The sequence below is a fragment of the Nocardioides panzhihuensis genome, assembly GCF_013408335.1.
GTDB classification, from domain to species: Bacteria; Actinomycetota; Actinomycetes; order Propionibacteriales; family Nocardioidaceae; genus Nocardioides; species Nocardioides panzhihuensis.
In genome coordinates this window covers 1,084,262-1,097,684 of record NZ_JACBZR010000001.1, presented here as the reverse complement: position 1 = coordinate 1,097,684, position 13,423 = coordinate 1,084,262, and the positions used below count along the sequence as shown (strand labels likewise).

14 protein-coding genes are annotated in these 13,423 nt (G+C 69.0%); 1 reads left to right on the top strand and 13 read right to left on the bottom strand.

Annotated features, from left to right (window positions below; all coding sequences use genetic code 11):
• Positions 1 to 85: 85 nt before the first annotated feature.
• The 4 genes from BJ988_RS05070 to rplS all read right to left on the bottom strand — a co-directional run bounded on the left by BJ988_RS05070 (position 86) and on the right by rplS (position 2,492).
• Positions 86 to 394 carry a DUF2469 domain-containing protein gene (locus BJ988_RS05070; RefSeq protein WP_179657015.1) on the bottom strand — a complete coding sequence of 103 codons (309 nt, stop codon included), beginning with the start codon at positions 392 to 394 and terminating at the stop codon, positions 86 to 88.
• An 81-nt stretch (positions 395 to 475) separates the two neighbouring features.
• Positions 476 to 1,168 (bottom strand): ribonuclease HII, encoded by a 693-nt coding sequence (locus BJ988_RS05065; RefSeq protein ID WP_343051473.1) that lies wholly within the window; start codon positions 1,166 to 1,168, stop codon positions 476 to 478.
• Positions 1,165 to 2,067 carry a signal peptidase I gene (lepB, locus tag BJ988_RS05060; protein WP_179657014.1) on the bottom strand — a complete coding sequence of 301 codons (903 nt, stop codon included), beginning with the start codon at positions 2,065 to 2,067 and terminating at the stop codon, positions 1,165 to 1,167. Before lepB ends, BJ988_RS05065 begins: the two co-directional genes overlap by 4 nt.
• Positions 2,068 to 2,141: 74 nt before the next feature.
• Complete coding sequence (gene rplS / locus BJ988_RS05055) at positions 2,142 to 2,492, bottom strand: 50S ribosomal protein L19 (RefSeq protein WP_179657013.1); 351 nt, start codon at positions 2,490 to 2,492, stop codon at positions 2,142 to 2,144.
• A gap of 368 nt (positions 2,493 to 2,860) precedes the next feature.
• Here rplS and BJ988_RS05050 point away from each other — a divergent pair, with 368 nt between their 5' ends.
• Positions 2,861 to 4,072, top strand: a complete 1,212-nt coding sequence (locus BJ988_RS05050) for a Fic family protein (RefSeq protein WP_179657012.1) — start codon at positions 2,861 to 2,863, stop codon at positions 4,070 to 4,072.
• Positions 4,073 to 4,173: 101 nt separating this feature from the next.
• Here the strand turns inward: BJ988_RS05050 and BJ988_RS05045 are convergent, their stop codons facing one another.
• From BJ988_RS05045 to ffh, 9 genes are all read right to left on the bottom strand, one after another.
• Positions 4,174 to 5,430 (bottom strand): ammonium transporter, encoded by a 1,257-nt coding sequence (locus BJ988_RS05045; protein ID WP_179657011.1) that lies wholly within the window; start codon positions 5,428 to 5,430, stop codon positions 4,174 to 4,176.
• Positions 5,431 to 5,583: 153 nt separating this feature from the next.
• The gene (trmD, locus tag BJ988_RS31260; RefSeq protein WP_179657010.1) at positions 5,584 to 6,756 is read right to left on the bottom strand and encodes a tRNA (guanosine(37)-N1)-methyltransferase TrmD; all 1,173 of its coding nucleotides are present in this window, start codon (positions 6,754 to 6,756) and stop codon (positions 5,584 to 5,586) included.
• A complete protein-coding gene (gene rimM / locus BJ988_RS05035) occupies positions 6,753 to 7,322 on the bottom strand; it encodes a ribosome maturation factor RimM (RefSeq protein WP_343051472.1) in 570 nt (189 codons plus the stop codon). Before rimM ends, trmD begins: the two co-directional genes overlap by 4 nt.
• 213 nt (positions 7,323 to 7,535) lie before the next feature.
• Entirely contained in the window at positions 7,536 to 7,778 is a 243-nt protein-coding gene (locus BJ988_RS05030) for an RNA-binding protein (protein WP_179657009.1), read from the bottom strand.
• 5 nt (positions 7,779 to 7,783) lie between these two features.
• Complete coding sequence (gene rpsP / locus BJ988_RS05025; RefSeq protein ID WP_179657008.1) at positions 7,784 to 8,284, bottom strand: 30S ribosomal protein S16; 501 nt, start codon at positions 8,282 to 8,284, stop codon at positions 7,784 to 7,786.
• Positions 8,285 to 8,457: 173 nt separating this feature from the next.
• The gene (locus BJ988_RS05020; protein ID WP_179657007.1) at positions 8,458 to 9,531 is read right to left on the bottom strand and encodes an amidohydrolase family protein; all 1,074 of its coding nucleotides are present in this window, start codon (positions 9,529 to 9,531) and stop codon (positions 8,458 to 8,460) included.
• A gap of 14 nt (positions 9,532 to 9,545) precedes the next feature.
• On the bottom strand, positions 9,546 to 11,246 hold the full coding sequence (locus BJ988_RS05015) for an FHA domain-containing protein (protein ID WP_179657006.1): 1,701 nt from the start codon (positions 11,244 to 11,246) through the stop codon (positions 9,546 to 9,548).
• Positions 11,247 to 11,421: 175 nt separating this feature from the next.
• Positions 11,422 to 11,784 carry a hypothetical protein gene (locus BJ988_RS05010; protein ID WP_179657005.1) on the bottom strand — a complete coding sequence of 121 codons (363 nt, stop codon included), beginning with the start codon at positions 11,782 to 11,784 and terminating at the stop codon, positions 11,422 to 11,424.
• Positions 11,785 to 11,795: 11 nt separating this feature from the next.
• On the bottom strand, positions 11,796 to 13,358 hold the full coding sequence (ffh, locus tag BJ988_RS05005) for a signal recognition particle protein (protein ID WP_179657004.1): 1,563 nt from the start codon (positions 13,356 to 13,358) through the stop codon (positions 11,796 to 11,798).
• Positions 13,359 to 13,423: the final 65 nt, after the last annotated feature.

Genomic DNA, 13,423 nt, shown 5'->3' with positions numbered 1-13,423 from the left:
GAGCACCGACAGTCCGAGTCGGTTCCAGGACGCTTGGGGATAACCCAGGATCGAGATCACCCTGTGGACGGCAACTGGCCCGAGATCAGTCCAGCGGCTCGTCGATGTCGGTCGGGTTGAGCGTCTCCACGTTCACATCCTTGAAGGTGAGCACCTTGACCGCCTTTGCGAACCGGGCCGGCCGATACATGTCCCACACCCAGACGTCGTTCATCGACACCTCGAAGTAGACGTCCCCCGAGTCCGTACGCGCCCGCACGTCGACCTGGTTGCACAGATAGAAGCGGCGGTCGGTCTCGACGACGTACTTGAAGATGCCGACCACGTCGCGATACTCGCGGTAGAGGGTCAGCTCCATCTCGGTCTCGTACTTCTCGAGATCCTCCGCGCTCATGCCGCCGCCTCCGTGGAGGACAGCGAAGAATACGGACGCAGCGGCCTGAGGTCATCGGTCGCTCGCTGGCGCTCGCTCATGTCACGACTCTAGAGCCAGTTCCCGTGTAGAACCGGGAAGACTCCACGAGCGCCGGTGATACGCCGAGGGTCCGAGGCGCTCGAGCGCGGCGATGTGGGCGGGCGCGGAGTAGCCCTTGTTGTCGGCCCACGCGTAGTCCGGGTGCTCCTCATGGAGCGCGACCATCAGCGCGTCGCGCGAGGTCTTCGCCAGGATCGAGGCGGCGGCGACCGCGGCACACTTCATGTCTGCCTTGATCATCGTCGTGACCGGCGGCACCTCGACCTCCTCCACCATCGCGGAGACCTCACCGAAGAGCCCCTCCTGCACCGGTGGGGTCAGATAGTTGTGGTTGCCGTCGAGGAGCAGCGCATCGGGACGTACGTCCAGGGCACCCAGCGCTCGCTGCCCCGCCAGCCGCATCGCCGCCATGATCCCGACCTCGTCGATCTCGGAGGCCAGGGCATGTCCGACGGCGGAGTCGACGGCCCAGCGGCGCACCTTCGGCGCGAGCGTCTCCCGGGCGTCGGGCGTGAGCAGCTTGGAGTCGCGTACGCCCTGGGGCGCTGTCCGTGTCGCCGCCGAGATCACCACGATCCCGATCGAGACCGGTCCGCAGAGAGCGCCACGCCCCACCTCGTCGACGGCGCCGAGATGGGTGATGCCATCGCGAAGCATGGAGCGCTCGACTCGCAAGGTAGGTGCAATGCTCACTGTGCCGGCACGTCCTCGAAGCTCTCGGGCCGGTGGATCCACTTCGCGCGGTCCAGCGGCCAGCCCAGCGCGACGACCTTGCCGACCACGTTGTCCTCCGGCACCCAGGGGACCATCGCGCAGTCGGTCTCGTTGGCGGTGCACATGTGAACCGTCGAGTCGGCGGAGTTGGCCCGGTTGTCACCCATCACGAACAACGACCCGGCGGGCACCGGACCGACCTCCCAGTGGCGGGTGCCGGGCATCGGCCCGAAGCACTCGCCCTCCTTGTTGGGACGGCCGCACTTGGTCTGGGAGGGCCGGGCGTACGCCTCGTCGATCGGGACGCCGTTGACGATCAGCCGGCCCTGCTTGTCACAGCACTCGATGACGTCACCGGGGACTCCGATCACGCGCTTCACCAGATGGCCGCCCTCGGGATAGAGGCCGATGACCGCAAGCCCCTTGCCGAGCATGTTCTCGGGGCCGCCCGACTCCTCGGCCCCGAGCCACGAGCCGGGATCGGAGAAGACCACGACGTCACCGCGCTGGGGTGTGCCAGAGAGCCAGTAGGAGGGCTTCTCCACCAGCACCCGGTCGTCGGTCGCCACCGACGGACCACCCTGCAGGCCCGGCTCCATGGACTCGGAAGGGATGTAGAAGGCCTGGACGAACAGGGCCTTCACGACGATCGCGACCAGCACTGCCAGCACGACCAGGACGATGCCCTCCTGCCAGGCCGACAGCCGAGGCTTGGTCTCCTCCTCGCGGGGCGGACCGGTTCTCAGGCGATGCTGCTCGGAGGCTCGGCGCGGAGCCTGGGGCGAAGACGAGAACGACCGCGATCCCCCTGTCTCGGGCCCGTCCCAGCGGGCCTGGGGCCCGACGCCGACGGAGGGATCGCGGTCGTTCGAAGTCACGCGGTGAGTCTAGAGACTCCCTCCACAACGAGCCTCATCGACTCGCAATGCTCAGGAACCTCAGACCTCCCGACTCACGCCTCGCGGCGCTCCTTGATCTTCGCCTTCTTGCCGCGCAGGTTGCGCAGGTAGTAGAGCTTCGCGCGACGGACGTCACCACGGGTGACGACCTCGATCTGCTCGAAGATCGGCGAGTGCAGCGGGAAGGTGCGCTCGACGCCCACACCGAAGGAGACCTTGCGGACGGTGAAGGTGCGGCCGATGCCGGACCCGTGGACGCGGATCACGACGCCCTGGAAGATCTGGACGCGGGACCGGCTGCCCTCGACGACCTTGACGTGGACCTTGACGGTGTCACCGGCGCGGAACGCCGGCAGGTCGTCGCGCTTGGAGGCGTTGCCGACCTCAGCGAGTACGTTGCTCATCTTTTCTCCTCACGCTCGCCACAGGTCGATCGCGGTCATCAGTGCCCTGGTCAGGGCGATCTTTGGAGGTGGCCCAGCCGCACTGGCCGGCGGCGCACGGCTCCCCCTGTGGCAGGAGCCCGGCGCGACACCTCCGGGTGTCTTCTTCGGAGCGTGCTTTCGGCCGACTGGACCGGCCCACAAGTCTGCCACAGCGCCGTGGACCGCCGAGAATCGAGACGACCGAGCGAGGTCGAGCGGCGAGCTTGCTCGTCCGCTCGCGCCGAGCGAGGGAGTAACCGCGCGAAGCGCGGAGACGATCGAGCGAGGGTGCGACCGCGTGGAGCACGGAGACGTACGCAGCGCCGGTGACATGGAAGGATGCATCCGTGACCGACACCGACTGGGCACCGCACACCTACGTGACGCGACCCTATCGGCAACGGATCCCGCGAGGTCCCCGCGCTGACCGGATGCTTCGTGAGGTGACGGTGGCGCTGCCGCCCCACATCGCCGATCTCGACCTCGCTCTGGAGCGGCCGGTGGCGGCGATGACGACCGCCAGCGCGGGCGCGCTGCGTCACCTCGACCTGGTCCACGGGCGGACGATGGCCGGCCTCAACCACCTGCAGCTGCGCACCGAGGCGATCGACTCCTCCAAGATCGAGCACGTCGAGGCCAGTCTGGCCGACTACGGACGGGCGCTGCTGGGGATCGGGGCCAACGCCTCGGCGGTCTCGATGGCCTCCGCCACCCAGGCGATGGAGCGGCTGATCCGGGAGGCCGACACCACCCGCAAGATCACCTCCGACGCGATCTTGCGCGCTCACGGCGACCTGTTCGGCCGTCACCCCGACGAGGCGGCCACGGCGGGCAGGTTCCGCACCGTTCAGAACTGGGTCGGAGGCTCCGACTACGCCCCCCGCGACACCCTCCACGTGCCGCCCCCGCCGGAGACGGTCGTCGACTACATCGAGGACCTGGTCGCCTTCGCGAACCGCGACGATCTCGCTCCCATCGCCCAGGCGGCGATCGCGCACGCGCAGTTCGAGTCGATCCACCCCTTCATCGACGGCAACGGCCGTATCGGTCGAGCCCTCATCCACGCCGTCCTCCGCCGGCGTCGCGCCTCCCGCCACCTGGCCGTGCCGATCGCGTCGGCGCTCGTCGCCCACCGCGACCGCTACTTCGCCGCTCTCGGCGACTACCGGGCCGGCACCGCGGCCACGATCATCGCGATGCTCGCCGCCTCGACGACCATCGCCACGACCGAGTCGTGGAAGACGGCCGAAGCGCTGGACGGTATCCGACGCGGCTGGGGCGGGGCGGCCGGCGACCCACGGCCGGGGTCTGCCACGTACCGTCTTCTCGACCTGCTCACCGAGGAGCCCATCCTCAACGCCCCTCTCGTCGCCGAGCGCCTCCGCCTCGAGGACGCCACCGAGACGATCGAGGCTCTGGAGCGGGCCGGTGTCCTCGTCGGCGCGAAGCGCAGCCGCCGCTCCCCCGTGTGGCTCGCCCCGGCGGTCCTGGGTGAGGTCGAGGACCTCAGCGCCCGCATCCAGCATCAGGCCCGGCAGCTGCCGTACGGGCCGCGGTGAGATCTGCTCCTTCGTCAAGGTATGCAGCCGAAGGAACACCCCCGTACGCCGCGAGGCCCGCCCCGGCGAACCAGGACGGGCCTCGGAGTCGAGGTGATCGATCAGCCGAGCTCGGAGTAGCCCGGCTCGTGGAGAACGGTGTCGATACCGGCGACCTCGTCCTCCTCCTTGGCGCGGAAGCCGATGGTCTTCTCGATCGCCATACCGATGACGAAGGCCACCACGAACGAGAAGGCGATCACGGTGAGCGAGGAGAGGACCTGGGCGCCGAGCAGCTTGAAGCTGCCGCCGAAGACCAGGCTGCCACCGGTGAGCGCCTCGATGCCGAAGATGCCGACCCACACGCAGCCGATGAACCCGGCCACGAGGTGGATGCCGACGACGTCGAGGGTGTCGTCGAAGCCGAGCTTGAACTTGAGCTCCACGGCCAGGGCGCAGATGGCACCGGCGACGAGGCCGAGGACCAATGCCCAGACCGGGCTGACGAACGCACAGGCCGGCGTGATGGCGACCAGACCGGTGACGATGCCGGACGCGGCGCCGACGGCGGTCGGCTTGCCGTCCTTGAACTGCTCGACGACGATCCAGCCGATCAGACCGGCGGCCGGGGCGACGATGGTGTTGAGGAAGATCAGCGAGGTCTGGCCCTCGTCGGCACCGAAGACGCCGGTGTTGAAGCCGAACCAGCCGAACCAGAGGATCGCGGCGCCGATCAGCACGAGCGGTACGTTGTGGGCGACCGTCTCCTCCTTGGAGAAGCCGACCTTGCGTCGACCGAGCACGAGGGCGAGCGCGAGCGCCGCGGCACCGGCGGACTGGTGGATCACGGTGCCGCCGGCCCAGTCGAGGGAGCCCCCGAGGCCGTAGACGTTGTTGGCGAGCCAGCCGTAGAAGTTGCCCTCGGCGTCGACGCCCCAGATCCAGCGGAAGGTCGGGAACACGACGAAGGTCGAGAAGAAGACCGCGAAGATCATCCACGGCCAGAAGCGCGCACGGTCGGCGACCGCACCCGAGACCAGCGCGACGGTGATGATGCAGAAGGCGACCAGGAAGGCGTGTCCGCCGAAGAGGTTGCCGGCGTCACCGCTGCCCGCGGTCGCGACCAGGTCGGTCATCCCGAAGTCCTCGAAGGGGTTACCGAAGAGCTTGGTGCCACCGCTGGTGCCGTTGCCGGCGATACCGGTGCCGCCGTAGAGGACGTAGAGGATCGTGACGACGGCCATCGAGCCGAAGCTCAGCATCATCATCGAGACGACGGACTTGGCCTTCACCAGACCGCCATAGAAGAAGGCGAGGCCGGGGGTCATGAAGATGACCAGGGCCGCGCACAGGAGTTGCCATGCTAGTTCGACAGACATTCAGTGCCTCATAGAAGTCTCGGGACCGGGCTGTGACGTCACGCGAGCCACGTCGCTCGTCGTACGCATTGCCCGGAATCGTCGCGATGCTTCGTTTCAGAGACCGATGCCTGGTGTTACAGGAAAGTAACAGTGTTGTCGGTTGCCGAACCGCTACCGGCGAGATCCATGGGTCTTCGTCAAGATGACGGCGCCCGGCGGGGCCTCGAGGTCCCGGCGCAGCCGGAAGCCCGCCTTCTTGTAGATCCGGTGGTTGCGCTCGCTCTTGGCACCGGTGAAGAGCTGGTGGGTCCTGGTGCCGGCCGGAGCGACCGCCTGGATGTGGTCCAGCAACTGACGACCGAGACCGCGCCCCTGCATGTCCGGGGCGGCCATCAGCCGTCCGATCTCCCAGACATCACCGATGAGCCGGGCACGGACCGAGCCGACCAGCCGCCCGGCGGAGCGGACCACGTAGACGTCGTGGGTCTCCAGCGCGCGCACGGTGTCCTCCAGCGACTCGTGCAGCGGCGGGATCGGGACCCCGGGGTTGTCGTGCATCTCCTGCACCCAGCAGGCGAGCTGCAGCGTGTGCAGCTCCGGCACGTCGGCGCGTACGGCGGGCACGATCTCCCACTTCTCCCCCTCACCGAGCCCGGTCGCCTGGGAGGCGTGGAGCAGGTCGGGGCGGCGTACGGAGGTCCGGACGACCGCCTGCTCGTGGCGCCACTGCGCGATGCGCTTGTGGTCACCGCTCAGCAGGACCTTCGGGACCTCGAGATCACGCCAGGAAGCGGGCTTGGTGTAGACCGGGTATTCCAGCAGGCCGTCCTCGTGGGACTCCTCGAGGAGCGACTTGGCATTGCCCATGAAGCCGGGAAGAAGACGTACGACGGCCTCCGTGATCGCCATGGCGGCGACCTCTCCCCCGTTGAGCACGTAGTCGCCCAGGGAGATCTCGCGGACCTCGGCGCGGGTGGCCGCGTGGTCGAGCACGCGCTGGTCGATGCCCTCGTAGCGGCCGAGCAGAAAGACCAGCCGGTCGCGGGTCGACAGCTCGCGGGCCAGAGCCTGGGTGAACGGCTCGCCGCTGGGGGTCGTCACGATGACGGTCGCGCCGTCGATCGCCAGCTCGTCGAAGGCCTCACCGAACGGCTGCGGCTTCATCACCATCCCGGCGCCACCGCCGTAGGGGGTGTCGTCGACGGTGCGATGCCTGTCGTGCGCCCACTCGCGCAGGTCGTGGACCTGCAGGTCCAGCAGCCCGGACTCGATCGCCTTGCCTGGCAGGCTCAGCCGGAGCGGCGCGAGATAGTCGGGGAAGATGGTGAGGTAGTCGAGCCTCACTTGGCCCCGTCCTCGTTCTCCTCGTCCTCGGCGAACGGCGTGACCAGGCCCGGCCGGTCGGCGATGACGACCTTCTTCTCGGCGAGGTCGACGACGGGCACCAGCGCCTTCACGAACGGAACCAGCGCGTCGCGGCGGTCAGGGGTGCGGATCGTCAGCAGGTCCTGGGCGCCGCCGTGGACCAGCGCCTTCACCGTGCCCAGCTCGCGGCCCTCCTCGTCGAAGGCGGTCAGACCGATGAGCTGGTGGTCGTAGTACTCGTCGGGGTCCTCGGGAGTCTCCTCGGCCGGGACGTCGGCGAAGAGCAGGGTCCCCCGGGCCGCCTCGGCCTCGTTGCGGTCGGTGATCTCCTCGAAGGCGACCTGGAGCACCTGGCCGTGCCAGCGGGCACCCTCGACGGTCAGCTGCTCGGCTGCGTACGCTGATCCCTTCTGCGGCCGTGCCCGCAGCACCGTGCCCTCGGCGAACCGCCGGTCAGGCTCGTCGGTGCGCACCTCGACGGTCACGAACCCACGGATCCCATGCGGCTTGCCGATCCGTCCGACCAGCACCTCGATCAACTCCACGAGGTGAGCCTAGAGGGTGGCGTACGCCGGGCTGAACTCCTCGGTGCGGGCGGCCGCGCTCGGGGGTAACACGCTGTTCGTAGGACTGTCCGGTCGTTCTCATAGGGCGAGTAGTCCTACGAACGACGTGTTACCCGCAACCGGTCGCCGAAATGAGCAACGGGCGCCACCCCCGAGGGAGTGGCGCCCGTCGTGAGCTGGAACAGCCGGTGCTCAGCGACCGCCGTCGACGTCGACGAAGTCGATCCGCGCGCCGCCCTTGCCGGCAAGAGCCGAGACGACGGTGCGGAACGCGCTGGCGGTGCGTCCGCCGCGGCCGATCACCTTGCCGAGGTCGTCGGGGTGGACCCGGACCTCGAGGACGGAACCGCGACGAAGCTGCTTGTCACGCACGCTCACCTCGTCCGGGTTGTCGACGACTCCTCGGACGAGGTGCTCGAGAGCTTCAGAGAGCATGCTGCTCAGGCCTCGGCCTCAGCGGCGGCCGGGGTCTCCTCGGCCTTGGGCTCCTCAGCCTTGGGCTCCTCGACCTTCGGCTCTTCGGCCTTGGGCTCCTCGACCTTGTCGGCCTTCTCGTCCTTCTTGGCCTTCTTGGTGACAGCCTCGGAACCAGCCGACGCGTGCGCCTCGGCGAGAGCCTTGTTGAAGAGCTCGAGCTTGTCGGGCTTCGCCGGGGCGAACCGGAGGGTGCCCTCGGCGCCCGGGAGGCCCTTGAACTTCTGCCAGTCGCCGGTCACCTTGAGGATCGCCTCGAGAGCCGGGGTCGGCTGGGCGCCGACGCCGAGCCAGTACTGGGCGCGCTCGGAGTCGACCTGGATGAAGCTCGGCTCCTCCTTGGGACGGTAGAGACCGATCTCCTCGATGACAGCGCCGTCGCGCTTCTTGCGCGAGTCGACGATGACGATGCGGTACTGCGGAACCCGGATCTTGCCCAGGCGCTTCAAGCGGATCTTGACAGCCACTGTTGGTGGTATTCCTTTGGAATCGAATATGGGTGAAGAGGCCCGTGTCGGTGTGGGGACACCCGTCAGGCACCTTCGGCGGGCACTGCTGCGCTGGGTGAGAGGGTCCCTGCGCACAGGACACATATCTCAGTTTGCCAGAGGTCCCCGGAACCGACGAAATCTCAGCCGGGTCAGGCGTAGATCTTCCCCCGGAGTACGACGGCAGCCGGCCGCGCGAGGACGGCCAGGTCATCGAGGGGGTTGGTGTCGTAGACGACGAAGTCGGCAGGGTCTCCCTCGGCGAGGCCGGGGTTGTGACCGAGCCACTCCCGGGCGCGCCAGGAGGCGGCGCCGAGGACGACGTCGGCCGGAAGCCCGAGCCGGTGCATGGCGAGGATCTCTGTCGGGAGGACGCCGTGCAGCTGGGCCCCTGCTCCGTCGGAACCGGCGTAGAGGGCGACGCCTGCCTCGTAGGCGCTCATGATCGTCTCGCGACGGCGGGCGTAGAGGTCCTCCATGGTGGCGGCGTACGTCGGGAACTTGGGTGCCGCGGCGGCGGCCAGGTCGGGGAAGATCTCCAGCTGGGCGACAGTGGGGACCAGCGCGGTCCCCTGCTCGGCCATCGTCTCGACGAGGTCGGGGGTCAGCCCCGTGCCGTGCTCGATGCAGTCGATCCCGGCCTCGATCAAGCCCGGCAGCACCTCGCTGCCGAAGCAGTGCGCCGTCACGCGGGCGTCGTTGTCGTGGGCGACCTTGATCGCCTCGGCGAACGACTCGGCGGGGAAGGACGGCTTCAGGTCTCCCTCGGCACGGTCGATCCAGTCACCGACGAGCTTGACCCAGCCGTCCCCGGAGCGGGCCTGCCGCTCGACGGCCTCGACGAGGCCGTCGGGCTCGACCTCGTCGGCGTAGTTGCGCATGTAGCGCTTCGTACGTCCGATGTGGCGGCCGGCGCGGATCAGCCGGGGCAGGTCCTCGCGGGCCTGGACCCAGCGGGTGTCGGCGGCGGAGCCGGCGTCGCGCAGGAGCAGCGCGCCGGCGTCACGGTCGGCGATCGCCTGGGCCTCGGCCGTCTCCTGGTCGACGGCGCCATCAGGCCCGAGGCCGACATGGCAGTGGGCGTCGACGAGACCGGGCACGATCCAGCCGGAGGCGCCCGTCTCGGCCCCCGACGGCCGCTCGTAGGTGATGCGGCCGTCGAGGACGTAGAGGTCACGCACCTCTCCATCGGGAAGGACCGGGCCGGAGAAGCGCAGAGCAGTCATGTGACGCAGGCTACCTACTTCGAGCCAGACCCGGCAGGCACCTTCACCCCGGCCGCCTCGAGGATCGGGAAGTGCTGGGCCAGCGGGATGACCTGGCCGGTGACGACGTTGCTCTCGTCCCACCCGATGGAGGTCGGTACGCCGACGAGCTCACCGTCGTCGTTGACCGCGGCGCCACCGGAGTTGCCGCTGGAGATCCGGGCGGTGACGTCGAAGACGGCCCGCTCCTCCCCTTCGAAGGAGAGGATGGTCGCCACGTTGCCCTCCGCGACGGTCGGCGGCTGGAAGAGCACGCCCTTCTTGTCCGCGAAGCTCTCCTTCGGCAGCATCGGGAAGCCGATCGTGGCGATGTAGTCGCCGCGGTCGACCGCGTCCGAGTCGCCGAGCGAGATCGTCGGCAGGTCCAGCGAGGACGGGTTCACCGGGTCGCCGTTGCCGTCGGCGATGATCTGCACGACCGCGCTGTCGACCTCGCCGTCGGACTCGATGACCTTGGCGATGTAGTCGGGCTCGCCGACCTTGTAGCCCTCGGCCGGGTCGGTCATGTGGATGTTGACGACCTCGGGCGAGACCTCGCCCTTGGCGGCGTACTCCGGGATCTGCGCCGGGTCGGCGACGTGCGCGTTGGTGAGGATCTTGCCGTCCTCGGTGACGATCGACCCCGATCCCATCGCGATGGTGTCCTCGGTCGGCGCGTAGGTGATCCAGACAGCTGCCCGCTGCGCGCTGTTGAGCTCGTCCTTGGTCAGTCCGGTGTCCTGGGCGGCCGGGTCGCCGCCGGGGACCACGAACATCGCCACCACCAGTCCGATGACCACCACCGCGGCCGCGGCCCCGATCCCGCTCCACATCAGGAGCTTGTTGCGGCGCTTCGCGGCCGCGCGAGCGACCTCGATCTCGGCCGCGTAGATCGGGATGACCTTGAGGATCTCGCCGGCGACCGGGTGCCCGAGGCGGATCTCGGTCTCCTCGTCGATCTCCTCCCGGACCAGCGGCTTCCCCTTGAGGAACGAGCCGGTCTGAGAGCCGTTCTCGAAGGTCCAGCCGCCCGGTTTGGCCACCAGCCGGGCGTGCTGGCGCGAGACGCCCTGGTCCTCGAGCACGACCGAGTTGTCCGCGGCTCGACCGATGGTCACCGTGTTCGGATGGCGGAAGCGATGCTCCTTGCCCTCGGCCACCAGCAGCAGGTCAGGCCCGCTCGGCGGCGTCGGCGCCTGGCCGGGGGCGGCCGGGCGCGCCATCCCCGGGGCGATCGTCATCTCGGAGATGTCCTGGGTGGCCGCGTGGCTCGCGGGCGGCAGGTTGGCCGGCGGCGGCACCGGCGCCACCTCCGGGCGCGGAGCAGCCGTCGCGCCTGGCATCGCCGGCGGCGGGGGCGGAGCGGGTGCCTGGGCGCGCGGGGCACCGGCCGCCACCGGGGCGTCGTCGAGGGAGACGGTGATCGTCGATCCCGGTCCCGCCGGGCCGAGCTGGATCTGCGTCGCCCCGGTCAACGGCACCTCGGTGACGCGGCTTCCGGCGACGTACGTCCCGCCCGCGGAGCCCACGTCGACCAGCTTCCATCCAGAAGGGTCCGGACGGAGCTCGGCATGAGCACGCGAGACCGAGGTGGACGCGAGCACCACGTCAGCGTCGATCGAGCGCCCGATCCGGACGATCTTGTCGGGTGGGAAGCTGAGCGCACGTCCCGATACGTCTACGCGAAGCGTCTGCATGGACGAATCATGCACTGAAATGGCTCGATCCCCGCGTCGCGAATCGAAGATTCGGCCAACTCGGACCCGACAATTCGATCCCGCCGCAGCTTCTCGACCCATGACTGCACGCAAACGGCGGTTCACGGCCCCGATCGCCAATGTCAACCGGGGCCGCCCGGTTCGTGGGGCCGGGTCAGATCTGGTCGAGCAGCCAGGTGGGACCGAGCGCGGTCGCCCCGCCGCAGCGTGCCTGCAGCATCCGGTCCGCGCTCACCAGCGTCACCCGGTCGCCCTTCTCCAGCGCCTCACGGACGACGCCGACGATCGCGGCGTCGCCGTCCTTGGGCGCGTGGACGGTGAGCACGTGGGCGTCCCTGCCCGGACGTACGCCGCCCTTGGCCTGTCCCTCCAGGACCAGGACGATCCGGTCCTGCGGGAGATCGGCGACCAGCAGCGCCTCGTGCAGACGGCGCGCGGCGCCGGCACGATCCTTCCACCAGCCGTCGGGACGGGCACCGACGACGTTCGCGCCGTCGACGACCAGGACCGTCGCCACCAGGGCCTCGGTTACTTGAGGAACTTCGAGAAGTCCGCCGGCAGGTTGAGGTCGGCGGCCGCCTTCTCGTAGTCGATGTCCTCTCCGCCCGGCATCCCGAACGGGTTGGCGGCGGCCGGCTTCTTCTCAGCGTCAGCCTTGGCCTGCTGGGCGGCCTTGGCCGGGTTGCCGGACTTGCGCGCGCCCTTGCCCTTCTTCTTCTGGCTGACCTGCTTGGCGCCGGCCCGCTTGCCGAAGCCGGCGCCGGGTGCGCCGGGCATCCCGGGCATGCCGCCGCCGGAGGCGAGCTGCTTCATCATCTTCGACGCCTCGGTGAAGCGCTGGATGAGCTGGTTGACATCGGAGACCTGACGTCCCGAGCCCTTCGCGATGCGGGCGCGGCGGGAGCCGTCGAGGAGCTTCGGGTTGGCGCGCTCGGCCGGGGTCATCGACTGGATGATCGCCTGGATCCGGTCGATCTCGCGCTCGTCGAAGTTGTCGAGCTGTTCGCGGAACTGGCCCATCCCCGGCAGCATGCCCATCAGCTTCGACATCGAGCCGAGCTTGCGCAGCTGCTGCATCTGCTTGAGGAAGTCCTCGAGCGTGAACTCGCCGGTCGCGATCTTGGCCGCGTCCTTCTCGGCCTGCCCCTGGTCGAAGGTCTTCTCGGCCTGCTCGATCAGGGTGAGCATGTCGCCCATGTCGAGGATGCGGCCGGCCATCCGGTCGGGGTGGAACAGGTCGAAGTCGGTCATCTTCTCGCCGTTGGAGGCGAACATGACCGGCTTGCCGGTGATCTGGACGATCGAGAGCGCCGCGCCACCGCGGGCGTCACCGTCGAGCTTGGTGAGGACGACCCCGTCGTAGCCGACACCGTCGAGGAAGGCCTGCGCGGTGTTGACCGCGTCCTGACCGATCATCGCGTCGACGACGAAGAGGACCTCGTCGGGGTTGACCGCCGCCTTGATGTCGGCGGCCTGCTTCATCAGCTCCTCGTCGATGCCGAGACGGCCGGCGGTGTCGACGATGACCACGTCGTGGAGCTTGCGCTTGGCCTCTTCTACGGCGTCACGGGCCACGTCGACCGGGTTGCCGACGCCATTGCCCGGCTGGGGTGCGTAGACCGGGACGCCGACGCGCTCACCGTTGACCTGGAGCTGGTTGACCGCGTTGGGCCGCTGCAGGTCGGCGGCCACGAGCAGGGGCGCCTTGCCCTGCTCCTTCAGCCACAGCGCGAGCTTCGCGGCCAGGGTGGTCTTACCGGCACCCTGCAGACCGGCGAGCATGATGACGGTCGGGCCGGTCTTCGCGTAGCGGAGCCGGCGGGTCTCGCCACCCAGGATCGTGACCAGCTCGTCGTTGACGATCTTGACGATCTGCTGGGCGGGGTTCAGCGCCTGGCTGACCTCTTCGCCGCGCGCCCGCTCCTTGACCCGGCCGACGAACTCGCGCACCACCGGCAGCGCGACGTCGGCCTCGAGCAGCGCGATGCGGATCTCGCGAGCGGTGGCATCGATGTCGGCGTCGGTGAGACGGCCCTTGCCCCGGATGTTCTTGAACGTCGTGGCGAGCCGGTCGGAGAGCGTGGCGAACAAAGCGGTCCTTCAGCAGTTGCGAGATGTGCCTCATAGCCTAACGAACAGACCCATCTCATACGTCA

Bases quoted from the DNA above. Each gene is read 5' to 3' on its own strand.
- BJ988_RS05070 (WP_179657015.1), bottom strand. From the start codon at position 394: ATGAGCGCGGAGGATCTCGAGAAGTACGAGACCGAGATGGAGCTGACC.
- rplS (WP_179657013.1), bottom strand. From the start codon at position 2,492: ATGAGCAACGTACTCGCTGAGGTCGGCAACGCCTCCAAGCGCGACGAC.
- BJ988_RS05045 (WP_179657011.1), bottom strand. From the start codon at position 5,430: ATGTCTGTCGAACTAGCATGGCAACTCCTGTGCGCGGCCCTGGTCATC.
- BJ988_RS05030 (WP_179657009.1), bottom strand. From the start codon at position 7,778: ATGCTCTCTGAAGCTCTCGAGCACCTCGTCCGAGGAGTCGTCGACAAC.
- BJ988_RS05020 (WP_179657007.1), bottom strand. From the start codon at position 9,531: ATGACTGCTCTGCGCTTCTCCGGCCCGGTCCTTCCCGATGGAGAGGTG.
- BJ988_RS05015 (WP_179657006.1), bottom strand. From the start codon at position 11,246: ATGCAGACGCTTCGCGTAGACGTATCGGGACGTGCGCTCAGCTTCCCA.